Here is a 24,466-nt window from a genome sequence, read left to right on the forward strand (position 1 = left end):
ACCCCCTTAAAATCCTCTCTACCCCCTTCGGGGGGAGACGAAACGCGAGTTACCAAGTTCTCTAGAGAACTTGGTAACTCGCGTTTCGTCTCCCCCCGAAGGGGGTAGAGAGGATTTTAAGGGGGTGAAGGGTGACTTTGGGGGATTAAGGGCGTTCCCTAAAGGGGGTGGAGGGGCGTGTTGCCTCATCAGCGGCTCTGAATTCTGGTGTTATACCTCGATTTTCGTGCTTCCCCTTGCTCATGCCTCAATTCTACACCCTTCTCCCCCCAATATCTATCCCTCTCCCCCCCAATTTTCCCTTCTACCCCTTCTGGGGGAGGTGACTACCCCCGTGATATACTGGGGGTAGTAGTTGTAAGGGCCTCGTCGGGGCCGCGTCCCGGAGTTCGGAGAGGAAGTCCCCATGTCCCCAGTGACGTTGCCGGAGTGGGTAGAGGAGGCGGCGACGAGAGCGAAGGGTCCTCGGGTGCCGGTGGGTGAGGTAGTCGCCTGGTGCCGGTGGCCACTCGGGCTGAGCGATCAAGTCGAGATCGCCTGGGACCAAGACACTCTCGTCTCGGTCGCTGCGAAGGCGTTTCCCATTCGATGCCTGGCCTGTCGCAGTGAGCATCGTATTGACGCGCTGACGGACGACCCCGATCCAGGCCTGCAAGCACTCAGAGGAGTCGCATGCCCTCGGTGCGGGACTGTGGGGCTGTGGCCACCGAATCGGCCCTTGCAGGAGCTTCAGTGGGCGAACCGGGAGTTGTGGGATACCTACGGCAGTGATGTGCCGCTGCCGCAGGGTGCGGTGGTGCTGGTGCCGCAGCTGTGTGGGTATGAGATTTTGCAACGTACGGGTACTGGACCGGCGCTGACTTGCTGCGAGCGGACGCTGGATGGACAAGGGCAGGCGCACGTCTCGAAGAAGGTCGGCGATGCGCGCAAGAAGCTGTTGAAGACGCACAATGCGCGGTTGAAGACGGAGGCGGTTCGGTCGAACTCCGCTCCGGCGCGGGGGCTGGTCTTGGTGCCGGAGCTCGATGATGCTGTCGTTGAGGAGGAGGCCCCCCGAGACACGGCTGAGAGCCCCGTGGAGCCGTCGGTGGTCGAGGTGGCGGAGGTGTCAGCGGTTGATGCGCTCGAGGCCGTACGGGGCGAGTTGGCGGCGGCTCGGCGTCTGGCTGACGACTCCGCGGCGCGGGTGACTCGCGCGGAGGCGAGGTTCAGTGTGTTGGCGGCGGCGGTGGCCCGGGAACGGGCCGAACTCAAGCGGCGGTATGTCGATGCGGAGAAGCAGGCCGCCGCTGCGCGCCGCGAATTGGAGGATTCCTCGGCGGCTGTTGCCGCCGCGGAGCTGGCCCAGCGGCATGCGGAGGGGCGGGCTGAGGAACTCAGTGAGCAACTGGCAGCAGCACGACGGGGTGAATTGCAAGAGGTGGTGGAGTCGGCGCTGGATCGGCTCGGGTCGCGGCGAGGTGCTGCGGCTGGCAAGCGGACCAGTCCATCGCAGCGGGACATGATCCTGCGGATTGGTTCGGGCCGAACGCAGTTCATTCGCGACGTTGTGAAGGGCCTCTGGTTCGCTGATGGGGAGCCGGTCGTTAATGGGCCGGTCAAGACCTTGGACTCGCTGCTGAAGCGCAAATGGGTCGGAGGCTGGTCCGAGGACGACGAGTTTGCGGCGGTGCAGCTGGTCGGCGGCGGCGTGGACTACTACCGTGAGCTCACCGGCAGTGAGCCTTCCGTGGTGGCCAGTGTGGATGCGGTTGCGGCTGAGGATGCCGGCCTCGATGAGGCGCCGGATGCCGATGCGTCAGTAGCTGAGGATTGGGAGCCGTTTCCGAGCGCTGTCGCTGATTTGCTGCGTCGCGTTCGGGTTGGTGGTGTGACCCGTACCGACAACCGTGAGTGGAGGTTCACCGGCGATCTCACCCCGCCCCGGCCGGCGATCCAGACCCTCAATTGGATGCTCGCCCATGACCGCATCCACGAAGGTGACGGTGGCAGTGTGCATGTGACAGAGGGGGTTGAGGGCGGGTAGGAGCGGGAGACGAAACGGGCAGCTGGTCGAGGGGGTTGCATGATGGACCGGCTGTTTCGTATCGCCGTGGCCGGGTTTCGTATCGCGGGGTGAGACGAAACCTGTGCGGTTTCGTCTCGCCTGGGGGGAGTGGGTTTTCTGGGTTGTGGATGTCGTTGTGTTGCAGCCTAAATGGCCGTGAACGCAATGTAATAGGTTGTGGTGTCGAGGGATCCGGATTTGTGCCCGAGGATTGTATTCATGTATTGCACGTCGGAGATGTCGCTGGGCGCGAACCGCCGCACAGCGATCGCGGCGTAGGCGTCGCGCAGGTCGCGGGGTTTGATCGGCTTGCCGTGCGCGTCGTGGAATACCTTTTTGACTTTCTTGCCGATGTTGGAGGCGTACTCGTTGTTGAAGGTGTCGTTGTCCATGTTCGGGTCGATTTTTTTGCGCAGCTCGGCCACCGCGGTCAGGATGTGGTCTCGCGCGCCCAGGACCGGGAAGCTGTAGGTCGCGTGGGCGCGCTCGTCGTCGCGGGTCTTGGCTTGCCCGGAGAACAGGACGAAGTGGGGCCGGGCCGGGTCCGGGGCGAAGTTGCCGGTGCAGGCGACTTCGAATGGTCGGCGGCCGGTGAGCCCGCATACCGCGGCGATCGCGTTCATGTTGCTCCACCTGCGGGTCATCGTGTCGGTGATGAGTTCGACGCCTGCGGCGATGTATTCGCTGGCTTTGACTGGGCGCATGTTGTTGTGCTTGTAGGTGCGGAACGCGACCAGGCGCGCGTTGTATTCGTCGGTGCGGGCCTTGGAGTAGCGCAGCGCTTTCAACACGGGCGCGTTCTCGCCGAACTCGTCGCGGATGGCGTTGCGGTAGGCGATGACGACTTTGCGGTTGACGTCGTCAGAGTACTTCTCGCCGTCGGGCTTTCGTCTGTTGTAGAGCCGTTTGAGTTCATTCAGCGCCGCGCCGTGCCGCGATGCGTCGGTGGGCAGCTCGTGCAGCCGGCGGATGAACTTCGCGAGCTGCTCCCGCTCGTCGCGCGAGATCAGCATCGAGCTCCTCCCCCTTTCGGCTGCGGTTACCAAGTTCTTGGGTCCTTTCGGTGAGCGTATGACAGGAGTGGCGGATATGGCAGGTAGGAGTAGTTTTCGGGGGTGTCTGGAATGGGGTGGGTGCGGGCTCCGGCTAGGGGTGGGGAAGCCGGGGGCAGTGGCATCGGCAGGCCGTTCCGACGTACTTGTCGATTGCGTCTTCTGTTGGTGGGGAAGGTAATTCGAGGGCGGCTATGCGTTCATTCGTCCTCGGCGTCTTGTAGTTCGCGTTTGCGTTTGCGCTCGGTGCGGTGCCAGATCTGGCGGCATGGTTTCGAGCAGAAGCGGCCGGGGCGGCCGGTCTGCTGCTTGGGGACCGGGTTGTCGCAGTCGGGTGCGTCGCAGATGCGGACGCCGCGGTAGTCGTCGAGCAGCAGCACGCCGCCCTCGGTGTGCTGCTGGTTGAGGTGTTTCGGTTGCGCCGGGGCAGGGCGGGAGCTCGGTGGTGTGCTGGTGGGTTTGTCGAGGTAGGCGGAGTCGTCGATGGGGTAGGGCAGCTCGCGGACGAAGTCGCGGACGGCCGCAATCGCGTCGGCGATGTCGAAGCAGGCGCGGGTCGGCAGGAACGCGCTGCGCATGCGGGTGGGGTCGGGGTGGCAGGCGAGGCTGGCTATGGCCATGCCTTGGGGCATGGTGGCGCGTTTGGTGACCTGGTCGGTGTATTCGGGTGCTGTGGGGAACAGCATCCGGTAGTCCTGGGCGTCGTTGACGCGGTGGGTGAGCCGGTTGGTGAGGTTGGTGCGCACGGCGGTGGGCAGGTTGTATTCCGAGACCTGCTGTAGTGAAAGCACCAGGATGATGCCGAACTTCAGGGCCTGGGCCGAGACCTTGGCGAGCAGGTCGTTGAAACCGGCGTGCTTGCGGAAGTTGGCGGCCTCGTCGATGACGACCACCCACAGGGGCAGTTCCTCGGAGAAGTCGGTGAGCTTGTCGTCGCGCAGGCGGTGGAACAGCGGTTTGCGGCGTCCGATCTCGTCGAGGACTTCCTGCAGAACCTTGGAGGCGGCATCGCCGTCGTTGTCCTCGCATACCAGGTGCAGAAGCTGATACCACGGTGGTGTGGCGGCGCCGTTGGGGTCGATGACGACGACTTTGGTGTCCCGCATCAGCATCGCCTGGGCGATGATGTTGTTGAGGGTGATGGACTTGCCGGTGCGGGTGCCGCCGCCCAGGACGATGTGGCCGTCCTTGGCGAAGTTGTGGGTCATCGGGTCGCCGTGCTCGTTGATGCCCAAGAAGATGTCGTCGTGGCAGCTCAACGACCCGGGCCGCACAGTCGGGCGGAATTCCGTCCGCACCAGGCCGTCCTGGCCGATCACTTCGTGTACCGAGATCAGCGGGGACCAGATCAGTCCGGCGATCGGGTCGACCACACGCAGTTCCAGGGTGATCTCGCTGCCGTCGACGTCGACGACTCGTCCGTCCGGCACATTCAGCGCCGAGAGGACATCGGGCAGCTTGGCGTCGAAGGCCTTGCGTGAGCCGGTCGGGATCGACAGGCGTACTCGGGCGCCGACGGGAACCTTGCGCACGCCGTGGTCGGGTCGGCCGTTGTGTTCGCCGGGCAGCAGCGCCGGGTAGGCGCCGGGTTCGCCGGTGCGCGGGTCCGCGTCGTAGCCGATGCCCAGGCGCTTCCACATCCGTCGTGCCGCACGGGGCTCGGCCAGCTGTCCGAGCGCGTGGTGCAAGCGGGGGTGGTAGTTGTTCAGCCACTGCTGCCAGGCGGGCGCGGTGAGGGGGTTGCGGGTGATGACGTCGAGGACCAGGACGTGGCGGTGGTTGTCGAGCAGGCCGACGAAGTCGAGTTCGGCGGCGCCGACCTCGTCGGCGATGTCGGGGAGTTTGTTCAGGTAGGTGGTGAGGTTGGTGTGGCTGGGCGGCATCTGCAGGCGGATGCGGGCCCCTGCGTCGATGGGTTCGATGCCGGGGTGGGTGTCGGTGGCGTAGAGGGTGGGTGCCACGCCGGCGGGGTTGTCGAGGGTGGGCAGCACTCCGAGCCCGTGGGCGCTCCAGATGTAGGGGGCCTGCTGGCGGTCGCAGAAGAGCTCGACGGCGTTGCGTGCTTCCTGGTCGTCGATCGCGGCCGCGGCGTGGTGGACGAAGGCGTCTTGTGCGGCTTGCTCGGCGCGGTGCAGGGCCTGGGTGCGGCGGTCGTTGTAGGAGCGCCGGAAGCGTTCACCGAGGAATCCGGCGATGACGGTCACGAGGACGGTCACCATGACGGCGCTGGCGAGGTTGGGTCCGAGCAGAGCGGTGAGGTGCTTGCGGAACATGACGACGGCGAGGAACCCTCCGCCGCCGAGCAGGCACATGGCGGTGAACGCGACGGCCGATTCGATGTTGAGGTGGCGCTTGAGCTTCATGGGTTGTGGTCCCGGGTCCCTCAGTGCTCGCGGTGGTGCGCGGCCGCGGCGGGAGGGGTACAAGGCCAGGCAGGCACCACACCCACGATTGTTAGCATGTTCGCATCATATCGTGCTAACAAGTGCACGCATGATCGACTACGCCTCCACTGCGGCGCCGGTACCAACTCCCTCTCCACGCGGCTTGCCGACCAGGCCTGGGCGTGGTGTCGCCGAGCAACCGGGGTGGCAATCGGGTGGCCGTAGCAGTGGCAAGTGGTGGCTTGCGCCGGGCATGGGGTTGCCGGAGCAGGGCATGCGGTTGCATGCGGCGGCGGCAACCTCTGTGCCGGCGGGGCGGTCCCGGTTGCCGCAGGCTTCCCCTTCATTGCCGCGGGGGGATGCACCGGATTGCACGCGGGGGCATCACCACCAGGGGTTGAGGTGGCATCTGGTTGCACCAGGGTGGGCCAATGGGATGCAACCAGGTGCCACCCCGGGTGGATGGGGGTTGCAACCGGATCGAGGGGTTGCCGTGCGGGGGGTGCAACCTGGTGCTGGTGGCGGGCCGAGGGGGTGCAACCCTCTTGCTCGGCGGGGGTGGGTGGTTGCTCGCGGTCTCCTGTGTGAGCACCGGGCGACCATGCTCGCTCACCGTCACCGGACCGGTGAATCGCACTGCCGCAACGCCGTTCACGACGAGCTCTCACCCTCGAAAATCACTCAGGATTCACACAGGATCCAATGGCACACCTTTTGCACCATCTCCACGAAGCAGGACTATCGAGGCGATCCGGGCGGGCTACGGCTATCGCGCGCGGTCCTCGGCGAGAGCGCTGGGTCAAGACGGCGGCGTTGTCGGCACGGCGTTGTGGCTCGTCCAGGGTCCAGAGTTCGGTGTAGCGGTGGGCGCTGACGAAATTCGACGTCGGCGGCGAACCAGGGTCGCCGTTATTCCGGCTGCGGGCACATCATCGTGTCCGTGGGTCGCTCCCCCACGTGGTCCGGCCGCTTTCGTGCTGGCGTGCAGCCCGGGGCGGCCGCCGTGCTGACGGGGATGTTGGATCACCTCACGCCTTTGACGGCCGGGCCTTCCTGGGGGCGTTGAGGTTGACTTGTTCGAGGGCGCTTGCGATGCGTTCGAGCTGCTGGGCCACCGCGAGCACGGCGAAGACCGTCCCGGCGGCGGTGTGGGTGTTGCGGGTGTAGTCGTCGGCGATGCGGGCGTAGTCGCGGCTCATCGTGTCTCCATCGGTGTTGGGCCGCCGCACCATGATTCGGATGGTCGCGGCGCCGGGTTCAAAGGGTGAACAGGGCGAGTTGGGGTGCTGGCGCACCGGGGCGCGCGGTGCGGTCGCGGCGTGGTGGCGGGGTCGGGATCGGTGGTGAGGTGCTGAACAGTTCGAGGGCGATCACCGTGGTGGTGGCGTCGGTTTCGGTGAGGTGCCAGCGTTTGTGGCCGTGCGCCCAGCCGCGCACGTCGACGGTCAGGGTCAGGGCGGTGATGGTCGGGGCCGGCATCGCCACCCGTTGGAGCCGCCATGTCCAGGCGTGCTCGCGGCGCAGGTGGTCCAGTTCCGCGGCGAGGTGGGCGCGGCACACGTCACGGTCGGCGGGAGTGTGCGCGCCGCCGGTGTAGCGGACCGCCGCGATGTGGTGGCTGGCGCGGGCCTTACACGCGTGCCCGGCTCCGCCGAGGCCGGTCTCGGGGTCGGGCTCGATGCTCCAGATCCAGCCCTCGCAGGTCGGGATCTGCCAGGCCCGTGTGATCACCCGACGCGTACGGGGGTCGCTGCTGCTCACCAGGACTCACCTCCCCCGTCCCGGTTGGCCGGTGGACGCGGCGGCGATGGCGTCGGTGAGCAGGTCGAGTACGAGCTGCCAGGCCTTGCGGCGCTGCGGCCACAGCGGGTCCGCGCGATCGGAGTCCAGGTAGCCGGGGTTCCACTGGTCAGGGTTGGGCCACAGCTCGAACGGGCGCGTCACCAGCCGCCCCCGCGGGGACAGGAGGCTTTCTGTCCACGCGCAGATCTCGGCGCGGCGCGGATCGTGTTGCACCAGCGCGGCCAGTTGGTCCCAGGTGATCAGGTGCGCGGGGGTGCGGGCCCACCCCCAGACCTCGCCGCGAGCACGCGACCCCGCCCACCAGTCGTCGGCGTTCTCGAAGCACAGTCCCCCACGGCACACGCAGTAGGCCCACTGCCCGCTCGAGCGCGGCGAGCGGGTGTCGCTCGGGGACCGGTACCGCAGTGTGGCAATGATTTCGAGGGCCTCGGGGACCGCGTCGCGCAGACAGGTCAGCGCTTCGATCGAGCGTGTGCGTTCGGCGGCGAGCACCTCACCGAACAGATCGAGCTGAGTCGCCTGCGCGCGAGGGCGATGGTGGCGGGTACTGGTGCCCCTCATGCTGTCTCTCCTTGCCTGATGGGGATTGTTCGGGCTCAGGCGCCGAGGTTCAGGCGCGGGCCGGTGGTGAACTCGACGATCTCGCCCAGTGCCGCGCTCAGACGCTCGGCGGCCCAGAGTCCGTCGTGGTAGGCGGTGACGTACCAGAGCGTGGGCTCGTCGGGTTCGGTGCGCGGGCGAGTGCTGGTGTGGTGGATGGCGACTCGCTCGGCGCGCTGGTTGTCGGCGGCGCGCACCAGCACCACCCAGGAGGGTTCGGCGTGCTCGATCGTGTCGGTCTCGCCGAGTGCGTGGGTCAATTGCGTGTAGGTGGCCCGCAGGTAGAACACCGCACCCGTGCAGCTCGGGCCCCCGAGGCATCGCGGGGTGTGGGTGAAGCTGGCGTCGGCGTGCATGGTGGCCATCGGATCCTCCTGTGCTGCTGTGGTTTCTGATTCGGTCGTGCCGTGTCGTGTCTGGTCCGGCTGGGCGGGCTTCAATGAGGCGTGGCCGCGTTCGCCCGGCGGCGGGCCTGCGCGCCGGGGCTTCTGGTCGTGTGCCGCTACCGCTCGCGTACGCGGTCGATGTTGCGGGTCAGTCCGGCATCACGGGCGTCTCGCGCCGCGCGGAGAGGGCGCTGAGGCGGCGTGGAGTTGGCGGACTTGGTCGGGGTTGTCGGTGCGCCACCGCTGCCAGCTCGGGTCGGTGAGCTTCCAGCTGATCCAGCACGCAAGATCGGGTGTGGGGGTGAATGGCTCGCTGCACTGCTGGCACTGCTGGCACAGCCGGGCGTCGGTTTCGCCGTATCCCAGATGGCTGCCACAGAAATACAGGCCACAGCCTTCCTCGCCGCCGTAGGGCTCGCTGCCGCACACGTGGCCCAGGCCGCGGTCGATCTCGGCGCTGCAGCCGGGGTGATCGCACTGGGCGGGTACCTCGTAGCCGATGTGGCGCTGCCAGGTCGTGTCGAATCCGATAGACCAGCCCATCGAGGGTCTCCTTAATGTCGTGGGGTTGGGTGGGGCGCGCGTCCAAGTGCGCCGGAACGTCGATATGTCCGTGAGTCATGGCCCTGTATGCGCTTGTCCTCGAGGGGGTTTTCGGCACGGTGAGCCGCTGGACCGGGCGGTCCCGGAATCGGGAGGCCGAGCAGACGTGGGGCAGTCAGCGTGTGAAGCGCTGGCGAGAGGTGGCGGCGCGTTCCTCGCGGGCGGCGGCCTTGCCCTGGGCGCGCTTGGCGTCGAGGCTGCGCTCGCGATTCTGGCGGCTCTGGATCCGTTTGCGCTGCTGCGCGATCGGCGCCTCGACGGCTTTGAGGTTGCGGGCGAAGGTCTTGCCGTCCTTGCCCAGGACGCCGATGCGCAGGCTCACCACGGCGAGGCCTTCGGCTTCCAGTCGGTCCAGGACGGCCAAGGCGGTTTGGTTGACCTCCTGGGAGGTGGCGGCGGTGTAGAGGTTCAGTGGAAGTGCGCTGACCGGGCCGATCTCGGCGCCGAAGCAGGTGGCGGCACCCGCGGTCTCCTTACGGTGGCGGCGCTGGAGGGCCTTCTCGGCGCGGCGGCGCACGGCGGCTTTCTTGACCTTGCGGCGGTGCTGCAGGCGGCCCTGGAACGAGATGAACTCGACGACGCCCCAGATCGCCAGGAGCACGGACCCGAGGATCACGATCCCCAGCGGCGAGAGGTCGATTCTCGTGGCGGTTTCGGTGGTCGCGAGGGTCATCTTCGGCTCCGATCCAAGGGCTTGTTCTACTACCAGCATAGCGTGCTAAGCCATAGTTTCCAACATTTTTGCGAAACTGTAGTTCATGAAAATGAGTGTCGATCTTGGACGCTTGATCACCGAATGCGGTTGTGCGAGTGCATCATTCACCGAACGACCGCGTCCCATCCCTCGCAGCCGGGCAGGCTTACACCCACCGGGGCCGCGACGAGCGCGGACCCGGTGCGCGGGTGATCTAGACCCCCGGCCGCCATCCGGCCTTCTCGATGATGCGCAGCGTCAGCTCGGCCAGCACCCGCGCCCGGGTGCCGTCCTCAGCGGCCTCGGGTTGACGGGTGCCCTGCTCTGACCACAGGACCGCGACGGCGGCCCGGATCTCTTCTCGGCTCGCGGGAGCGCTGCGGGCCGGACGCGGTGCCGGGTAGCGCTCGGGCCACAGGAACACCGCCGGAACCGAGCTCGACAGACGCATTTTGGACTCCTCGGCCGCGGCCGCCACGGTGCGGAACCCGCCGGCTGCGGTGCTGAGGTGGTCGGTGCCCTCAGCGGTGCGGAAGCTGATGGTGAACCCGTAGCCGCCGAGCTCGCCGTCGACGTCGGGGCAGGTGAGGTCGCGGGTCGTGGTGACCCGGTAGGTGACGAACCCGTTGATGTCGGGGTAGACGATGGTCTGGCCCTCCCGCGCGGGCACGTGCGTGCCGGAGTCGGGGGTAATCCGTTCAGCGGCAGCGGGTTCGGCACCAGCAGGTTCGGCAGGTTCGGCAGGTTCGGCGGGTTCGGCGCTGGCGGCGGGCGAGACGGCGTCGAGGGCCTCGAGGAACCGGCGTGCGAGCGGGCCGTGGCTGTGCAGGGCGTCGAGGACCCTGGTGATGCCGTCGCTGTAGCCCGCGGCGTAGTCCGGGCTGATATCAGCGGAGGCGGCGTCGACGGCGGCGCGCACGTGGTGGGTCAGCGCCTGGCGCAGGGCCTCGGCGGCCTCGGCGAGTTCGGGGTGGGTCGTGTTCATGAGAGCCCTTTTCCGGTGAGTGAAAGGTGCTGCGGTGGCGCGGGCGAGTCCGGGTGCCCGCGTCCCGCCACGGTGGGACGCGGGCTGGTGGGGTCAGGTGGTGGCGTTGCCGAAATACAGCCAGCCGCGAGTGCCGTCGCCCTTGAGGACGGCGATGGCTCCGGCGGGGCCGGTCTCGTCGCTGATCTGGGGGTGGGTGTCGGCGAGCTCGGCGGCCAGCCGCTGAGCGGTGGGCAGGTCGGCCGGGTCCTCGGCGCCGCGCACGACCACATAAGCGGCCTTGGCCGCGATGGTGCCGCAGTCGTAGTTGCCTGCCAGCCAAGCGCTTTCGTCGAACTCCTCGACCTCGTCCTCGCCCTCGTCGTTGTCGTGGAGGGCTTCGGCGATAGCCAGCTGACGGGCACGCTCGAATGCCTGTGCGGGGTGCTCGAATCCCGACTCGGGGTCGTCATCGACGACGAGCTCGCAGAAGTAGGCCATGATGGGGGTCCTTTCCTCGGGTGTCCGCGGCGCAGTCAGCGCGCGGCGGTGAACGGGCACGGGAACGCCGGTGCCCGGCAGGGGTTTTCGGTTCTCGGCGCAGGACTGTGGCGTGCGGTGGGTGAACGGGCCGGACCGGGCAGCGCCGGGGCTACAGGTCCAGCTGCCATCCCCCGCTGCCGGATCCGCCGCCGAGCTCGATGGCGATCGGCGGCGGTGACGTGCAGAACAGCCCCGTCCAGCACCCCGGCGACACCGCCGCCGACGCGGCCGAGCCCGGGTAGGAGGCTGCGGCGTCGCCGCCGGGGTATGCCGAATGCTTTGCCAGGGTGGGCTTTTCGGCGGCGGTGCAGAACATGACGCAGCCGTCCTCGCTGACCTGGGACGCGGTCAGAGTGCCGGGCTGGGCCGCCGGTGCGCGATGGCTGGTCAGCACCAGCACCGGCAGGACCGCCGCCATCACGAACAGTCCCAGCGCCAGCGAGAGCAGCGCCAGCGAGAGCGCGCGCTCGAGGCGGGCACGGCGGGTGCGGGATGCGCTTGGGGCTGGGGACGGGTGGTGGGGCCGGTGGTTCATGAGTCCTCCATGACGCCAATGAGTGATTGTTTCACGAACTATTGCGAAACTATCACTCATGAACCGTATGCGCCAGTGTTTCACAATTGTTTGCGAAACTTTGTATGATGGTGCGGTGCCCGACACCCAGACCCTGCTGCGCGACGCCGGAGAGCTCGTCGAGCTCCTCGCCGCCCTCGACAAGCAGGTCAAAAACCTGCGCGACGAGCTGGCCGAACAGGGCCTGCGGGAGAAGCTCGGCGTCGCCGAGGTCCAGGGGCTGGGCAGCTTCCCCTACCCCGACGCGGTGCGCAAGCTCGCCCGTGAGCGCGGCGTCGCCACCCAGCGCGGACCACAGCCCACGACCTATTCGCACTCCCCCCGCGTGCACGCCCTGGCCACGGCACTGGCCGCGCGCCTGGACGCCGGCGATCCCGCCCCCGCCGCCGCGCTGCCCACGATCGGCGAACTCGTCGCCGCGCACCACGTCGCCCACAAAACCGCCCGCGCCGCCCTCGAAGCCCTGGTCAAGGCCGGACGGGCCACCGGCCCCGACGACAACGGCACCTTCTGGGCCCTGGCGCGCACCACGAGCTCACCGCTGACCGGCCTCGCCCGCGACGCGATGACCCAGATCGACGCCGCCACACACGAATTGGCCGCGCGCACCGCCGAGATCCGCACCCGCCTCACCCGCGACGCCACACCGCAGGACTGACCCCGCACCGATCAAGATCAACTCCCCTATCAAGATCAACTCCGCCGGGTGATCCGGCCCGGCCCGCCCCGCCACTGCCCCCACCCGGTGTGCCCCAACCGGGTGGGCAGAACGACCCCGGCGGCCACCTCGCGCCTTAGCCTCGCCGCAGACACGTTCGGCGCCGCGGCGACCCACGCCCGGTGTATCCACCACCGAGGTGAACCCCGCCCCGGCACCGCCTCCCGCCGTCTTACCCTCGCCCGCAGACTCACCACCCATCCCTCGCGAGGTGCCCATGCTGGAGTTTCTCACCGCCGTGACCGCGCTGGCCCGTCCGCGCCGGCGCGCGCAACGCCCGGGCCCGCGTGACGCGATCGACGAACTCATCGACGCCCAGCTCGCCTGCGAACACACCCCCACCCCAGCAGCGGATCGGTGCCCGCATCCACGCTGAGAGCAGGACTGGCACGCCCTGCCGGTCACCGCGACCATGGCCCAGATGCTGCGGCTGCACGGCCGCCTCGGCCCCGCCTACCAGCCCAGCACCGATAATTCCACCGTCATCTGCCCCGGATCCCCCACTGCCGCAACCGGATTCACCCCACCCAGGCGTGGCGCCGCGCCCTCCCCCACGCTGGGCTCCCGGGACGGGCGCAGGCGGCCGCCGACGACATGGGATCGAACATGAACGCCCACACCCTTCGGCACGCCTCGGAAATCCGGGCACATCGACACGACCGCGCCTACCGTCTCCCCAGAGCCCTCGCACGGTTCGAACAGGCAGATGAATCCGAGTGACGAAAGGTCGACTGTGGCACAGAAACTTCGCGCGGAACTACGGATCGAACTGAATGCGGAATTCCGTCTGCTCAGAGTCGCGCAGGACGCTCTCGACGACGTGGTGAACGCCTATGCCCGCCTGGTCACCGAGTTCGAGCTTCCGCGCCTGAACTGGAACTATCACTACCGCCACGTGGGCGATGCCGACCACCCCGAGTTCTCAGGGTTCACCAGCAACCAGGCCAACGAAATCGACGCGTGGGTATCGGCTCTTCGGCTCACCCGAGCACCGAATATGCACCAGACCTGCTATGTGGGAAAGCTGGGCCGCTCCTGGATAGAGGTCAAAACCCTTTCCGACGACGACGGCGTCTTCGACGCCCAGACACACCACCTCACGCAGCCTCGTTCATGATCTCGCCAATATCTACTGGGCAGCCAGGCAGAGCCAGGCCCGTAACCCTCACTCCTTCTGCAGCGTTCGACGAGCCCGGAGCAGGCACTGCGGCACCCGAGGGAACCGTGCAACGACTGCCGCGGCCCCCTGCCCCCTTGCCGGGCAGGGGCCGACTCGCCCCCGGCACGCGGCGGCGCCCCGCGCGGCCGGGACCGCGTGACGCCCACGACGAACTCATCGACGCCGCGCTCGCCCGCGACTGCGGCCCGGCCCCCGGCACGCACTCCAGCACACCACCGCCGGTGCCATCCGGAACCTCCACGCCAGCAACCACTTTCGCTCCACCCGGCGGCAAGGCCTCCCTCTCCCCCGTCCCCTTGCTGCGGCGCCTGGCGCTCACCGCCCGCGGGTGAGAGCGAACCGACCAGCCCGCGCGAGCAGGAACTTCCGGGGATCTCTAGAAGTGCGCGGAATACCAGCGGCCGCTGTCCTCCCAGTCCGGCGGGGGGCGTCTACCGTGCTCGAGGAGCTCGGAGAGTTTGTCGGCGTCGGCGCTGTCGCCGGACTCGCGCGCTCGACGCAGGTATTCTCCGAACCGGCGCCGGGTCCGGCGGTCGCCGATCACCCGTCGGCCCTGGCTGGTGTAGCGGATCCCGTTGCGTGACTCCTCGAGTCGGGCGGCGGCGTTGTCCGGTGTCACCCGCGCCGCACGCCAGCGCGGAGTGCGCGCCACCGCGGCCCACAGGGCTTGCACGATCTCCTCTGGGAGATTCGGGCCGGAACCGAGTAGCAGGGCGTGGCGCAGCAGTTCCTCGTCGCGGCGGCGGCGGTGCTTCTCCCACAGCGATTCCATCTCGTTCACCTTCTGTCGAGTCCCGGGCTCAGGCTAGCCGCAGGGACCGAGGTCGGTGACCGGCTCGGTACCGGCGCCCGGGGGGCATCGGTGGTGTTGTCCACGCCGATCGCAGCGGCGGTCATCGGACCGGCGGATGTGGCCTCGCCCGCCGCGCTGGGCCATCGCAGGGCACGGACACTTGAGCACAGGCGTACCCGTAAGTGGTTGGTGGGCAATGGTTTTCATACGGCAGCCAGCGTGCGGGCGCTGGGGTGGCAGTCCGGGCAGCGGCGGCGCATCTCGTCGTGGCCGTCGGTGAAGGTGATCATCCGGCACTGGGGCGACTCGCAGCGGCCGCACCACGGCGGGCGGGCATCCCGGGTGCCGGGGCGGCCGTCGGCGCGGACCGAGGGCGCGGTGGCGGGGATCTCGCGCAGGACACTGACCAGCCATCCCGGGGGATGCTTGATCGGTTCGCGCGAGCGCAGGATCGCCGCGGGAACGTGGGTCTCGATCCAGGCGGCGAGTGAGGGCTCGGTCCATCCGCCCTGGGCCAGGCGCTGCTCCAGCACGGGGGTGACGAGCCGGATCACGCTGGGCGGCACCGGCCACGGCAACGACAGCCCCGCCAGCAGCCGCGCGGCGCGCGCCGGCGTGCCCGGCGCCGGGTCGCCGCTGGTGTGTGCGGGCACGACCTCAGCAGTCAGACACCCCGGGGCGCTTTCTGCGGCGGGGCCGCGGCCCCCGGTCCCGGGGTGACTGACTGTTGGTTGATCGTTGTCTAACTGTTCGGTCGTCGAATCGGCGTGAACCTTCCCGTCGATCCGGCGTGTGCTCTCACGTCGATCCGGCGTAACCGGTCCGGGCGCGGGATCGGCCCGGCCCGCAGACGCCGATCGGGCGTAACCCGGGGCGGGCTGCGGGTTTCCCGTCCCTGCCGCAGCGGCTTTGGCGGCACGGGCGCGGGCGGTGCTGCGGCCCGGGACGCAGAAGCGCGGCGGCGCGGCGGGTGCGGGCTGCCCAGCAGGCAGCAGTTCGGTGATGTCTTCGCCGGGGAACAGCAGCGCGGGCAGATGCTCGCCCATGTGCACCACCCGCGGTGACGGGCGGGCGACCTGGTGGCTGCGCAGCTTGGACATGTTGAGCCGGTACATGTTCGACCTCGCGAACCGGCGCCACTTGCGGATCCAGCCGGTGCGCGCGAGCAGCCCGGTGGTGCGCACGATCACCGACTCCGAGAGCCCGGTCTCGAGCATCATCAACTCCACCCCCGGCCACGCCATATCGGCTTCGGCCTCGTTGGCGTGGTTGGCGATCGCCCGCAGCACCGCCTTGCACGCCCCCCATTTGGTCGACTCGATGTCGACCAGATGCACCCGGTCGACCAACGCGGTATGGAGGTTGCTCACTCTGTCCTCTTCTCGGGTCAGAGCCGGGCGCGCACGCCACCCTCGCGCCCGGTCCGAGGCATCGACATGTCAGACCGATCCGCTATCGTTGTGCGCAGCCGCACAGTGATTCACCATCACTGCGCGGGCACCCAGCTGGGTTTTCGGCCCGTCCTCTCAAACGTTGGCAGCGCGGGAGAGGGCGGGTTCTTCTTTTGTCTCGCTTCGGATTTCCTGGACTGTGAGGTTCGCCGGTCCACTCCCCCACGTCCCGGCGCTCCGGCCACCCCGCGGAGGGCAGACGGCACGCCATCGGGAAGCCCTGCGCGCACGCGGGGCGTGAAACCCTTTCGCGCGCGACCGGTTTCATCATCCGATGATGTTTCCCACCCTAATGCGGTGCCGCAGCCGCAGGCAATACACGCGAAAAATGTTCTCCCGCACCGCAAAACACCCCTCCGTGATGTCACACCCCGCCCTTACACTCAGGGTGTGACCGACAACAGACGCCGGGCCGCCCGCACCCCCCGCGAGATCGCCGACGACCTCGCCGCCGAGATCACCTCCGGGCGACTGGGCCCCGGCGCGCTGCTGCCGACCGTGCGTGAGCTCACCACCATCCACGGTGTCGCCAACCGCACCATCCTGAACGCCCTCGAGCTGCTCGACGCCGAACACCTGATCACCCGCCGCCACGGCACCCGCGCCCGCGTCGCCGACCCCACCACCGAACTGCGCACCCTGCGCGCCGACCTCGACACCCTCGCCGCCAAACTCGACACCCTGCGCACCCACCTCGACAACACCCTGGCCCGCCTCGACCCGCCCGCACCGAACTCCCCGACATCGAAGGCCGAACAGCCATGACGCCGCGCTACCACTACTGGTACTCCGTGACCGACCTGATGAACGCGAACACCCAAGTCCCCCACCGCATCGGCACCTACCTGCGCCGCACCGGCTGGACCCCCCACCCCGAGACAGGCTGGGCCAAGACCGTGGACGGCACGCCGGTGTGGCTGCCCGCCATCCCCGCCGACCCCGAGGACGAGGTGCCGCCGCTGCCCACCGGTGTCGTCAACGGCCTGGTGAACCGCCAGATCACCGAGTTACTCGCCGAACGCGACACCACGGTCATCGAGGTGCTGCTGCGGCTGGAAGCCATCGAACAGCGGTCCTGGACCCAGATATGGACCGACATCAACGGCCCCGCCGCCATCCCCACACCCGCCGGGCCCACCCTCACCGAGCAAGCCGCCACCATCACCGCCGAGCTCGCCGACCTGCACGCCTACACCGGCATCGGCGACGACAGCCCCACCAGCACAGCATGGCCCTGGGTAGCCATCGACCTCAGCGCCGACGAGGTCATCACCGCCCGCCCCACCCTGCCCCGCGAGGTCCCCGACACCCTCGAACCCGCAGACTGCTGGAGCATCGACACCCGCCACGCCCCCGCCCTGCACGCGATGACCCACGGCCACCTCGCCGCCCACACCGCCACCGCCTTCACCGCAATAACCCTGCGCGCCATCGTTTCTCACGCCCGCGCACAACAGCCAGCGACCCCGGACCACCCGCCCTCACCGCTGCACCACTGATCGGGCAGCCACGACGCGGGCCGTCACCTGCGCGCACTCGTCGCCCTCATCGAGTCCTGAATACGCACTGCGTGGAACGCCGCGAGTGTCGTTGCCCGCAAAGAGCATTCGTGCTTCAAACGGGCGTGCGCGAGCTCGTCGACGCCGTCGTCCGGTCTAGTACTAGACCGGGCCAGTGGTCTAGTACTAGACTTGCTTCATGAGCAGGAAACTCAAGAGGAATGTTCCTATTTCCGGCGCGCTGCAACGTGTTTCGCAGCTCGGCGCGCGCCGGTTCGAATTGCGGGCCAAGGAGCGTCAGGCCATGTCCGATTTGATCGGTGCGATGTGGGAGGCGGACGCAGATCCGGAGGCCAAGACCAAGGGATGGTCACGCAACCTGATCATCGAGGAATCCGGCCTGGCCCGACAGGCAGGATTCGACGCGTTCGCCCTGCGCGAGTTCTATGACCGTGTTGTAGGAGTGCTGCGGTCGGCCGAAGTGCCCGTGCACGCCGCCGAGACGCCCGGCCCGCAGTGCCCGCCGGACACACAGGGGCGCGTGGTGACGGTGCGCCGGCACCGCAATCGCGTGTGGATCGAGGTCACCGCTACCCCGGCCCACACCGAACAGCGCCAGATCCGGCCCGAACCCTGGCAACAAGAGCTCGCGCTGCGCGCAGCCACGGCACTGGAAGCCCAAGAGATCACGCTGGACTTCGTCCGAGCCGCTTTCCTCGAGGAATGCGCGTCGCCGGTGGCCGACGCACGATAGCGCCCAGCCTCATGCCATATGAACCGCTCTCGGCATCCCGACCACGCGGGGCCACCCGGGCGGTCCGGCTACTTCCCCGCGTTCGCGCGCACCGCCTCAACCACGACAGATCCGGGCGCGGAAGGAAATAGCGAACACTTCCCGTGCTGGCCTACGCTGACGACCATGTCAGCCCCGGCCGGATTCGCACCCACGACAGACGATGTCGTGCGCGAACTCGCCGACCAGATCGCCGACCGGATCACCGACACCCCGCAATGGCGTGAGCTGCAGCAGACAATGATGGCCGCCGCCGCGCACGCGGCCGCGGCGATCCCGCCGCCCGACCTGTCCGAGCTGTTCGACCAGGACACGCTCGCCCACCTCACCGACTCCGTGCAGGTCCCCCCGCTGTGCACCAGCGTGAGCGATGCCGCCGCGCAGGTGATCTGGGACAACCCCCACACCCGCGCCGCACACCACGGTCTGCACGCCGCGATCCTCAACTCCGACCTGCACCGCCGCATTGCCGCGACCTTCGCCGCCGCCCTCGAACGCCGACGCGGCAACCGCCGCTGGTGGCTGCCACGCGACCTGCTGCGGACCCTGCGCGCCCGCGTAACCGTCCGGGCCGACACGCTGCCCCGCGACCGGCATCGCCGCCTGGCCGCGCTGATCCACACCAGCGAGCAACGCAAAGCCGTTCTGCGCCACCGCTATCGGCCCTGCACCGAACCACCCGGACAACTGCTCACCGCCCGCGGGCACCTGACCCGCGGCCCCAACACCCACGAGCCGACCTCGATCTCCACTCGACTCGTGGGACCCGCGCGCGCCTGAAACCAGGCCCGCACGCTGTCCCGCACCCTCACCGGGAGTTTCAGCGTGTATCTCTACCTGCTGGCCGTGCTGGCCGCCCCCGTCCATCCACCCCTGACCGCCGTCGTCGTGGCCGCCGCGACACTGGCCGTGCTCCTGACCCTGATCATCATTGCCACCCTGGTCGCGTTGTTCGCCGGGCCCGCACGCGGCGAACGCGCCCGCCTGGTACTGCGCGAGCTGCTCACCACGCTGCGGCATCGCACGGGCCGACGCCGGTGACCGCCACCTCCCGCACCCGGGTCGGGCGCCCGATGCTGTGCCCGGCCGATGTCCTGGCCGCCGTCATGGACATGCACACCCGCGGCATGACCGACCCCGCCATCGCCACCACCCTCAACCACGCCGGCATCCCCACCCCCGCAGGACGAGACCACTGGCAACGCTTCCACGTCTGGCGTCTACGCCGCACCGCCAGCGCACAACGCCTGACCGCCACCGGCCACGCCACCCTCGAACGACGGCCACATCAGCTGAAACACACTCCAGCACAACCGATTACCCCACCGAGAGCGCAGCGGCGCGGCGCAGCTGCCCGGCCCTCGCCCGACCGCGTCGGTCACCACGAGCCCGGCCCTGCCCGGCACCGGCGCCGGGGGCTGTTGCCCCTCCCGAGTGTGCCCACCCGGGAGGGGGAACAGCCCCGCCGCGGCGGGATCGCGCGCCTACGCTCGGGCGGCGTTGTTCCGCCGAGCCCACCCCGTGGAGGCACCGACATGGCCGGACCCGACCAGACCCGTTCGGCCACAACCGATCACACCCCTACCGGCGCCGACTCCGAGCCGTCGGCGACCACTCTCGCCGCGTTCACCGACCCGCGCACCACCGGACTGCGTCCCCGCGTGCTCACCGCGCCCGCCCCCGGGGGCGGGCTGCGTGACCGGGCCGCGGTGCTGGGCGCACTCACCTGGCTGCACCAGCTGCTCGACCCCGACCAGCCCACCCCGCTCACCACCGACACCGGCGTGCTGGCCGACGACATCATCGCCACCGCGCGCCGCCAGCCACCACCGCCCGGGCTCACCCCGGCGGCCGTGGCGCGTCTCGAGGTCCTCACCGCCGCGCTCACCCGCCCCGAAACCATCGACCCCGGCCCCCGTGGTCTGCCCCGCCTGATCCTCGACCCCGACGCCTACGACGCCTGGCTCTACGAACGCGCCTACCGCCCCGAAGTCGCCGCCGCCCTCGACTCCACCGCCACCGTGCTGGCCCGCCTGGAAACCGCCCTGGCCCGCCTCGACAGCGCTCCGAGCTACCTCGGTGACGACCTCACCTACTCCGCCATGGCCCACGTCATCGACACCGCCCGCACCACCACCCACACACTGCGCCACCTCGACCCCCACGCCGCCGAACTCGTCGACAACGCCCGCCGCCACGGCATCCAATACACCGATGACCTCACCACCGTGACCGGAATACGCTCCAGCGCAACCGAATACACCCCCATACCGACACCCGAGAAGGCGCCCACACCCGATGAGGCCATCCACGCGCTACGCCAAGCCAGCACCACCGCCGCGGCCGCCGGCCTGACCTCGGCCGAGATCGGTCACATACTCCACCAGGCCACCGCACAGACCCGATACCGCGCCGAAATCCACACCGCCCTGCCCGGACCCGGCTGGCAACTCAACACCTACAGCCTGCACCCCACCCCCGCCCACGCCGCGCACTGGATCCACACCCACATGACCACCGGCCAGCACCATCACGACCAAACCCTGCGCGCCACCATCGGCGACCGCGACCGACCCCACCACCCCACCTTCGCCACCACCGGCAACCCCGCCACCATCGCCCACGCCAGCACCCAATTCCAGCACCAGATCACCACCGCCCAACCCACCACCGGACCCACCCCCGACCTGCACGCCGCCACCGCAGCCACACCCCCGCTCACGCCAGCCGGTCGCACCCCGCACGCCGCCGCACCCGCACCCGCACCCGAGTCCACCGCGCCCGCAACCGAATCCGATACCAGCCCAACCCTGTGAAGCGATGTCAGGCGAACTCGCCCTGCCCGCGCGCAGTGGCGCGGTGCACGACGGTGGCGCCGCGCGCGAAGAAGCCACCGGTTCGATCACATGCCAGCGCCGATGACCATGCGCCCAGCCCCACACATCCACCGACACCCCAACGCGGTAGCAACCAGGCACGGGCAACACCACCGCGCCCAACCGCTCCCGCCGTATCCGGAGAAGGGGGCGCGGTCGGCGCCGCCTACGTAAGACATTCCCTGAGGGGCCGTAAACGGCGGTGGAGCTCAGAGGTCCGAGGGCTCGGCTGTAGCAATCCGGCGAGCGTGAGTGTGGCTGAGCCGGGCGAGTTCGCCGACCGCGCGGTAGGACAGCCATCCACTCACGCGAGTGACCAGCTCGTCTCGCCGCGTCTCAAGTTCATCGATGGCCTCCGCTGTCTCGACGAGATCTCGCTCGACATGGCTACGGGCTGCGTCACGTGCTTGGCCGAGCCATTCGTTCAACCGCGCTATGACGTTCACGTCATCGGGTCGCGGGCTCGTGCTCATCTCGAGCGCTTCGGCGGCCAGCGATTCACCGAGGAGCCCGAGTTCGGCGTCGGTGAGCTCCGCCCCGACGACCGGGGGCTCGCCCTCGGCGAACCAGTCGTCGGCGTCCCATTCCAGGACACGCGGGTAGTCCGCGTCCCCGATGCCGCTGCATGCCGCGGCGATCTCGGCCTGCGCGGCGTCGGCGTCGGCGTCGAAACGACCGACATTGTTGTTTCCATTCCACTCGACCGACGCCCCCGCGAGTACCCGCGCGGCCAGCGGCGCCAGCGCGTCGAGCAGCTCGTTGGCGCCATCGGCGGTCAAACAGGGAATCGACCACCACAACGTGCGCTGGTGGTACACCGACTCAGGCAACGCCGAACCGGGCTCGGAGTTGTAGTCGGCGGTCAGGTTGCCGCTCTCGAGGTCGAGGCTCACGTGGCAGGGCTGCGGGGCCTGCTCGGTGCTGTAGCGGCAGTACAGGGTAGTGGGCGTGGCGGTGTCGACCGGCGTCACCAACAAGTTCGTCATGGAACATATTGTTCCATGGATGGATTGGCATGTCAGGGTTTGGAACATATTGTTCCAATTTCGCGAGTGGTCTTTTACCTCATGGCAATCGACTGACCTACGCGCAGCCGCCGACCACCCCAGCACTACGGTCCGGCTTCAGCGCCAGAGGCTGTGGCGGGCCCGGACACATCGCGGGCGCCGAGGGGCTCGACCGGTGTGGCACGGGAGGTGTCGCGGGTGCGGGCGGAGGTGGAAGTGCCCAGCGTGGCAGTGCCCAGCGCACCCGGATCGACGGCGGCCTTCTGAGCAGGGTGATACAGCAGTGTCACCCGCACATCGCCGGGTGCGTAGTCGCCGGACTCGTCCAGGCTGTGGGCGTAGTCCGCGGCGCGGTTCTCGCTGACGAACCGGGCGGTCGCCGCCCGATCGATACTGCCCGCATGGGTTGTGGCGGTGACCTCGGTCCACGGTCCCGGCCCGGGCGGCGGCGCGACAGTGACCTCCACCGCGTGTGGGCCGTAGTCGCCGGACTCGATCAAGCTCGCCGCGTAGACGTCGGCACGCCCGATATCAGCGAACTGCGCGGTGGCGCTGCGATCGAGCCCACCAGCCTTCTCGGCGATGACCGCGAACATGAGAGAGCTCGGGGTGGTCATGGTCAGAAATCTCCGATCAGCGGCGGGTTGCTGTGGCACTCACCAACATTGACACGAGACCGCGGGAGCCGACGATGTACAAATACACACTCACTCCCGTCGCGCCCGCGGCACCAAACGGCGTTCGTGCCGCATCCTCCGGCGCTCACAGCCGCGCCGCCCCGGGCCCACGCGGGAACCCGCGACGACTACCGCGGCCACATCGGCGGCCCGCCGATCGTTGCGACAATTTGTGAGCGCGTCATAGCGCTGTAATCCAAGCCGCCCCTGATACAACGACACGGTGAGCAAACTGACTGCGAAGAAGCAGGCGCGTCGTGCAGCACGCAAGGCCAAGGCTCCGCGCAGCGAGGACACCGGCCACTACGTGCAGCCGGTTCGGGCATCGGCCGCGTACACCGGTTCGCTGACATTGACCGAGCAGGAATGGGACCGCGTCGAGCGCGATCAGGCTCGCTGGGAGGCCAGCCTCGGTCCGTGTGGTGTGCCGGTGAGTCCGTCTCCCACGACCGATGTGCGCGAATACCTGCTGGGAGGCTACCGAGAGCTCGACGGCTTCGAGACCAACGAACGCGCGTTCGTCGCCTCCGCCGAAGCGTTCTCCGACCGAATGTCTCAACGTGGCTGGGTATTCGACAGCGCACGGTCCGACCAATTCACCTTGGCATGGATCTACCCGCCGTCCGAATCCGTGCCGGCCGCCGACGACGACCTCGAACCGTTCACGACACTGCAAGTGTTCGTCCTGAGCTCGCTGATATTGGCCGAGAGCGACTTCTCGCTGATGATGACCGGGCACTCATGGGACGCGGGAGTATGGCAACCGGGCAGCATCGAGCACTGGTTCGCCCATATCGATGCGGTCGAGAACTACCGCACCGGCGACGACCCCGAGACACTTCCGTTCGCCCGCACCCTTCCGTTCGCTGGCGTCCGCTAGCCCGAGAGGCGGCGCAACGATCGCGCGGCCCCGCAGGCGGCACGGACCGGCACTCGGCGGGCGGTGTCAGGCGAACTCGCGGTGCACGCGTGCGGTGGCGTTCATCGCGTGAGCCACACTGGTCAGCAGCAGCTCCAGCGCGGCCTCCCCCCGCGCACCGGCGCGATGCACGGCGGTGGCGCCGACGCGGTCGGCCAGGATCGGTCCATCCGGGATCACGGCATGAAACATCAGCCCATCAGCGCCGTCGCTGTGGTTGTCGCGGCGGCCGTAGGTCGCGTGGAATGACACGGTGACTCCGGGCGCGGGCTGCCAGCCGGTCACCGCCATACCGTCGTGTCCGCCGTCGTCGTTGTCGGCATCGATGTAGCCGAGCAGGTCGGTGACGATGTGGTGGTCGAGCAGGTCATAGATGCCCAATCCCTCGTCCAGGCGCAGCAGGTCGCGGAAGGTCGTGCCCGGGCGCACCTGCGGATCGGGGGTGCGATCGAGCCAGGCCCGATCGTAGGCCAGCACCGGCCCGCTCAGCACCGGGGACATACCCGGGGCGAGAAAGCTCTCCGGGACGCCGGGGACATAGTGTGCGTCGTTCATGGTCGTACTCCTCGAAATCCTCGAGATCGGTGCCGGGCCGCCGCCGTGACGGGGCCCGGTGACAGATGATCGCCCGCGCCCGCGGCAGCATGGCTGATCCGGGATATGGTGCGGCGCAACATATCTCACGTGGCGGGGTCACCCTTGACGGGCTTGGCGGGCTTGTTCTTGTGGTAGTTCAGGAAGCTGTCCACCGCCTGCGGACTGACACCCAGCTCACGAGCGATCCACGACGGCTTGTACCCGCGCGCGACGAGCTTGTGCGCGGCGTCACGGCGGCGCGCCCGGGCGGCAGCGAGCTCGGCGTCCAGGCGCGCGGTCTCGGCATGCGCCGCGACAACCTCGGCC

General features: G+C 68.7%; 28 protein-coding genes. 11 read left to right on the forward strand and 17 right to left on the reverse strand.

The annotated features are described in order from the left end of the window. The first annotated feature begins 718 nt into the window (after nucleotides 1-718). Nucleotides 719-2,026 (forward strand): hypothetical protein, encoded by a 1,308-nt coding sequence (locus tag IBX18_RS41335; protein ID WP_194838871.1) that lies wholly within the window; start codon nucleotides 719-721, stop codon nucleotides 2,024-2,026. Between the two features lie 167 nt (nucleotides 2,027-2,193). On the opposite strand, the gene IBX18_RS41340 is transcribed toward IBX18_RS41335, so the two are convergent. The 11 genes from IBX18_RS41340 to IBX18_RS41390 form a co-directional block, all read right to left on the reverse strand. Further along, complete coding sequence (locus IBX18_RS41340; RefSeq protein ID WP_194838872.1) at nucleotides 2,194-3,060, reverse strand: protelomerase family protein; 867 nt, start codon at nucleotides 3,058-3,060, stop codon at nucleotides 2,194-2,196. A 239-nt stretch (nucleotides 3,061-3,299) separates the two neighbouring features. Next, nucleotides 3,300-5,462, reverse strand: coding sequence for an FtsK/SpoIIIE domain-containing protein (locus IBX18_RS41345; protein ID WP_194838873.1), 2,163 nt, complete (start codon nucleotides 5,460-5,462; stop codon nucleotides 3,300-3,302). A 1,049-nt stretch (nucleotides 5,463-6,511) separates the two neighbouring features. Then, on the reverse strand, nucleotides 6,512-6,682 hold the full coding sequence (locus IBX18_RS41350) for a hypothetical protein (protein WP_194838874.1): 171 nt from the start codon (nucleotides 6,680-6,682) through the stop codon (nucleotides 6,512-6,514). Nucleotides 6,683-6,740: 58 nt separating this feature from the next. Next, nucleotides 6,741-7,244: a hypothetical protein gene (locus tag IBX18_RS41355; protein ID WP_194838875.1), complete on the reverse strand. Its 504-nt coding sequence runs from the start codon at nucleotides 7,242-7,244 to the stop codon at nucleotides 6,741-6,743. Between the two features lie 6 nt (nucleotides 7,245-7,250). After that, a complete protein-coding gene (locus IBX18_RS41360; protein ID WP_194838876.1) occupies nucleotides 7,251-7,847 on the reverse strand; it encodes a hypothetical protein in 597 nt (198 codons plus the stop codon). A gap of 35 nt (nucleotides 7,848-7,882) precedes the next feature. Then, the gene (locus IBX18_RS41365) at nucleotides 7,883-8,251 is read right to left on the reverse strand and encodes a hypothetical protein (RefSeq protein WP_194838877.1); all 369 of its coding nucleotides are present in this window, start codon (nucleotides 8,249-8,251) and stop codon (nucleotides 7,883-7,885) included. Nucleotides 8,252-8,431: 180 nt separating this feature from the next. After that, nucleotides 8,432-8,815, reverse strand: a complete 384-nt coding sequence (locus IBX18_RS41370; RefSeq protein WP_194838878.1) for a hypothetical protein — start codon at nucleotides 8,813-8,815, stop codon at nucleotides 8,432-8,434. A gap of 175 nt (nucleotides 8,816-8,990) precedes the next feature. Then, nucleotides 8,991-9,548, reverse strand: coding sequence for a hypothetical protein (locus tag IBX18_RS41375; RefSeq protein ID WP_194838879.1), 558 nt, complete (start codon nucleotides 9,546-9,548; stop codon nucleotides 8,991-8,993). 235 nt (nucleotides 9,549-9,783) lie between these two features. Beyond that, nucleotides 9,784-10,554 carry a hypothetical protein gene (locus tag IBX18_RS41380; RefSeq protein ID WP_194838880.1) on the reverse strand — a complete coding sequence of 257 codons (771 nt, stop codon included), beginning with the start codon at nucleotides 10,552-10,554 and terminating at the stop codon, nucleotides 9,784-9,786. 93 nt (nucleotides 10,555-10,647) lie between these two features. Then, nucleotides 10,648-11,034 carry a hypothetical protein gene (locus tag IBX18_RS41385; protein ID WP_194838881.1) on the reverse strand — a complete coding sequence of 129 codons (387 nt, stop codon included), beginning with the start codon at nucleotides 11,032-11,034 and terminating at the stop codon, nucleotides 10,648-10,650. 151 nt (nucleotides 11,035-11,185) lie between these two features. Further along, complete coding sequence (locus IBX18_RS41390; protein WP_194838882.1) at nucleotides 11,186-11,611, reverse strand: hypothetical protein; 426 nt, start codon at nucleotides 11,609-11,611, stop codon at nucleotides 11,186-11,188. 115 nt (nucleotides 11,612-11,726) lie between these two features. On the opposite strand from IBX18_RS41390, the gene IBX18_RS41395 reads away from it, so the two are divergent. The 3 genes from IBX18_RS41395 (at nucleotide 11,727) to IBX18_RS41405 (ending at nucleotide 13,485) form a co-directional block, all read left to right on the forward strand. Beyond that, nucleotides 11,727-12,308: a GntR family transcriptional regulator gene (locus IBX18_RS41395; RefSeq protein ID WP_194838883.1), complete on the forward strand. Its 582-nt coding sequence runs from the start codon at nucleotides 11,727-11,729 to the stop codon at nucleotides 12,306-12,308. 277 nt (nucleotides 12,309-12,585) lie between these two features. Then, a complete protein-coding gene (locus tag IBX18_RS41400; protein ID WP_194838884.1) occupies nucleotides 12,586-12,744 on the forward strand; it encodes a hypothetical protein in 159 nt (52 codons plus the stop codon). A gap of 357 nt (nucleotides 12,745-13,101) precedes the next feature. Next, on the forward strand, nucleotides 13,102-13,485 hold the full coding sequence (locus tag IBX18_RS41405; protein WP_194838885.1) for a hypothetical protein: 384 nt from the start codon (nucleotides 13,102-13,104) through the stop codon (nucleotides 13,483-13,485). Nucleotides 13,486-13,924: 439 nt separating this feature from the next. Here IBX18_RS41405 and IBX18_RS41410 read toward each other — a convergent pair whose 3' ends face one another. After that, nucleotides 13,925-14,320, reverse strand: a complete 396-nt coding sequence (locus tag IBX18_RS41410) for a hypothetical protein (protein WP_194838886.1) — start codon at nucleotides 14,318-14,320, stop codon at nucleotides 13,925-13,927. Between the two features lie 224 nt (nucleotides 14,321-14,544). Continuing rightward, a complete protein-coding gene (locus tag IBX18_RS41415) occupies nucleotides 14,545-15,711 on the reverse strand; it encodes a hypothetical protein (RefSeq protein ID WP_194838887.1) in 1,167 nt (388 codons plus the stop codon). Nucleotides 15,712-16,182: 471 nt separating this feature from the next. Between IBX18_RS41415 and IBX18_RS41420 the strand changes: the two genes are divergently transcribed. The 6 genes from IBX18_RS41420 (at nucleotide 16,183) to IBX18_RS41445 (ending at nucleotide 20,900) form a co-directional block, all read left to right on the forward strand. Continuing rightward, on the forward strand, nucleotides 16,183-16,557 hold the full coding sequence (locus tag IBX18_RS41420; protein ID WP_194838888.1) for a winged helix-turn-helix domain-containing protein: 375 nt from the start codon (nucleotides 16,183-16,185) through the stop codon (nucleotides 16,555-16,557). After that, nucleotides 16,554-17,291: a hypothetical protein gene (locus IBX18_RS41425; protein ID WP_194838889.1), complete on the forward strand. Its 738-nt coding sequence runs from the start codon at nucleotides 16,554-16,556 to the stop codon at nucleotides 17,289-17,291. The genes IBX18_RS41420 and IBX18_RS41425 overlap by 4 nt, the downstream gene beginning before the upstream one ends. Nucleotides 17,292-17,490: 199 nt before the next feature. After that, the gene (locus tag IBX18_RS41430) at nucleotides 17,491-18,045 is read left to right on the forward strand and encodes a hypothetical protein (RefSeq protein ID WP_194838890.1); all 555 of its coding nucleotides are present in this window, start codon (nucleotides 17,491-17,493) and stop codon (nucleotides 18,043-18,045) included. Nucleotides 18,046-18,210: 165 nt separating this feature from the next. Beyond that, nucleotides 18,211-18,864: a hypothetical protein gene (locus tag IBX18_RS41435; RefSeq protein ID WP_194838891.1), complete on the forward strand. Its 654-nt coding sequence runs from the start codon at nucleotides 18,211-18,213 to the stop codon at nucleotides 18,862-18,864. 45 nt (nucleotides 18,865-18,909) lie between these two features. Continuing rightward, nucleotides 18,910-19,125 (forward strand): hypothetical protein, encoded by a 216-nt coding sequence (locus IBX18_RS41440; RefSeq protein ID WP_194838892.1) that lies wholly within the window; start codon nucleotides 18,910-18,912, stop codon nucleotides 19,123-19,125. After that, nucleotides 19,122-20,900 (forward strand): hypothetical protein, encoded by a 1,779-nt coding sequence (locus IBX18_RS41445; RefSeq protein ID WP_194838893.1) that lies wholly within the window; start codon nucleotides 19,122-19,124, stop codon nucleotides 20,898-20,900. Before IBX18_RS41440 ends, IBX18_RS41445 begins: the two co-directional genes overlap by 4 nt. A gap of 269 nt (nucleotides 20,901-21,169) precedes the next feature. Here IBX18_RS41445 and IBX18_RS41450 read toward each other — a convergent pair whose 3' ends face one another. Further along, nucleotides 21,170-21,946: a hypothetical protein gene (locus IBX18_RS41450; RefSeq protein WP_194838894.1), complete on the reverse strand. Its 777-nt coding sequence runs from the start codon at nucleotides 21,944-21,946 to the stop codon at nucleotides 21,170-21,172. A gap of 125 nt (nucleotides 21,947-22,071) precedes the next feature. Continuing rightward, entirely contained in the window at nucleotides 22,072-22,584 is a 513-nt protein-coding gene (locus tag IBX18_RS41455) for a hypothetical protein (RefSeq protein WP_194838895.1), read from the reverse strand. A gap of 283 nt (nucleotides 22,585-22,867) precedes the next feature. On the opposite strand from IBX18_RS41455, the gene IBX18_RS41460 reads away from it, so the two are divergent. Further along, nucleotides 22,868-23,524, forward strand: coding sequence for a hypothetical protein (locus IBX18_RS41460; RefSeq protein WP_194838896.1), 657 nt, complete (start codon nucleotides 22,868-22,870; stop codon nucleotides 23,522-23,524). Nucleotides 23,525-23,590: 66 nt separating this feature from the next. Here IBX18_RS41460 and IBX18_RS41465 read toward each other — a convergent pair whose 3' ends face one another. Together IBX18_RS41465 and IBX18_RS41470 are read right to left on the reverse strand one after the other, a co-directional pair. Then, the gene (locus tag IBX18_RS41465) at nucleotides 23,591-24,118 is read right to left on the reverse strand and encodes a hypothetical protein (protein ID WP_194838897.1); all 528 of its coding nucleotides are present in this window, start codon (nucleotides 24,116-24,118) and stop codon (nucleotides 23,591-23,593) included. 125 nt (nucleotides 24,119-24,243) lie between these two features. After that, nucleotides 24,244-24,466 (reverse strand): hypothetical protein (locus IBX18_RS41470; RefSeq protein WP_194838898.1); only part of this gene is annotated, 223 nt, incomplete at its 5' end.

The sequence above is a fragment of the Nocardia sp. XZ_19_369 genome (genome assembly GCF_015355715.1).
GTDB lineage: Bacteria > Actinomycetota > Actinomycetes > Mycobacteriales > Mycobacteriaceae > Nocardia.

Bases quoted from the DNA above. Each gene is read 5' to 3' on its own strand.
- IBX18_RS41340 (WP_194838872.1), bottom strand. From the start codon at position 3,060: ATGCTGATCTCGCGCGACGAGCGGGAGCAGCTCGCGAAGTTCATCCGC.
- IBX18_RS41345 (WP_194838873.1), bottom strand. From the start codon at position 5,462: ATGAAGCTCAAGCGCCACCTCAACATCGAATCGGCCGTCGCGTTCACC.
- IBX18_RS41350 (WP_194838874.1), bottom strand. From the start codon at position 6,682: ATGAGCCGCGACTACGCCCGCATCGCCGACGACTACACCCGCAACACC.
- IBX18_RS41360 (WP_194838876.1), bottom strand. From the start codon at position 7,847: ATGAGGGGCACCAGTACCCGCCACCATCGCCCTCGCGCGCAGGCGACT.
- IBX18_RS41365 (WP_194838877.1), bottom strand. From the start codon at position 8,251: ATGGCCACCATGCACGCCGACGCCAGCTTCACCCACACCCCGCGATGC.
- IBX18_RS41370 (WP_194838878.1), bottom strand. From the start codon at position 8,815: ATGGGCTGGTCTATCGGATTCGACACGACCTGGCAGCGCCACATCGGC.
- IBX18_RS41375 (WP_194838879.1), bottom strand. From the start codon at position 9,548: ATGACCCTCGCGACCACCGAAACCGCCACGAGAATCGACCTCTCGCCG.
- IBX18_RS41380 (WP_194838880.1), bottom strand. From the start codon at position 10,554: ATGAACACGACCCACCCCGAACTCGCCGAGGCCGCCGAGGCCCTGCGC.
- IBX18_RS41385 (WP_194838881.1), bottom strand. From the start codon at position 11,034: ATGGCCTACTTCTGCGAGCTCGTCGTCGATGACGACCCCGAGTCGGGA.
- IBX18_RS41390 (WP_194838882.1), bottom strand. From the start codon at position 11,611: ATGAACCACCGGCCCCACCACCCGTCCCCAGCCCCAAGCGCATCCCGC.
- IBX18_RS41400 (WP_194838884.1), top strand. From the start codon at position 12,586: ATGCTGGAGTTTCTCACCGCCGTGACCGCGCTGGCCCGTCCGCGCCGG.
- IBX18_RS41410 (WP_194838886.1), bottom strand. From the start codon at position 14,320: ATGGAATCGCTGTGGGAGAAGCACCGCCGCCGCCGCGACGAGGAACTG.
- IBX18_RS41425 (WP_194838889.1), top strand. From the start codon at position 16,554: ATGACGCCGCGCTACCACTACTGGTACTCCGTGACCGACCTGATGAAC.
- IBX18_RS41430 (WP_194838890.1), top strand. From the start codon at position 17,491: ATGAGCAGGAAACTCAAGAGGAATGTTCCTATTTCCGGCGCGCTGCAA.
- IBX18_RS41435 (WP_194838891.1), top strand. From the start codon at position 18,211: ATGTCAGCCCCGGCCGGATTCGCACCCACGACAGACGATGTCGTGCGC.
- IBX18_RS41450 (WP_194838894.1), bottom strand. From the start codon at position 21,946: ATGACGAACTTGTTGGTGACGCCGGTCGACACCGCCACGCCCACTACC.
- IBX18_RS41455 (WP_194838895.1), bottom strand. From the start codon at position 22,584: ATGACCACCCCGAGCTCTCTCATGTTCGCGGTCATCGCCGAGAAGGCT.
- IBX18_RS41465 (WP_194838897.1), bottom strand. From the start codon at position 24,118: ATGAACGACGCACACTATGTCCCCGGCGTCCCGGAGAGCTTTCTCGCC.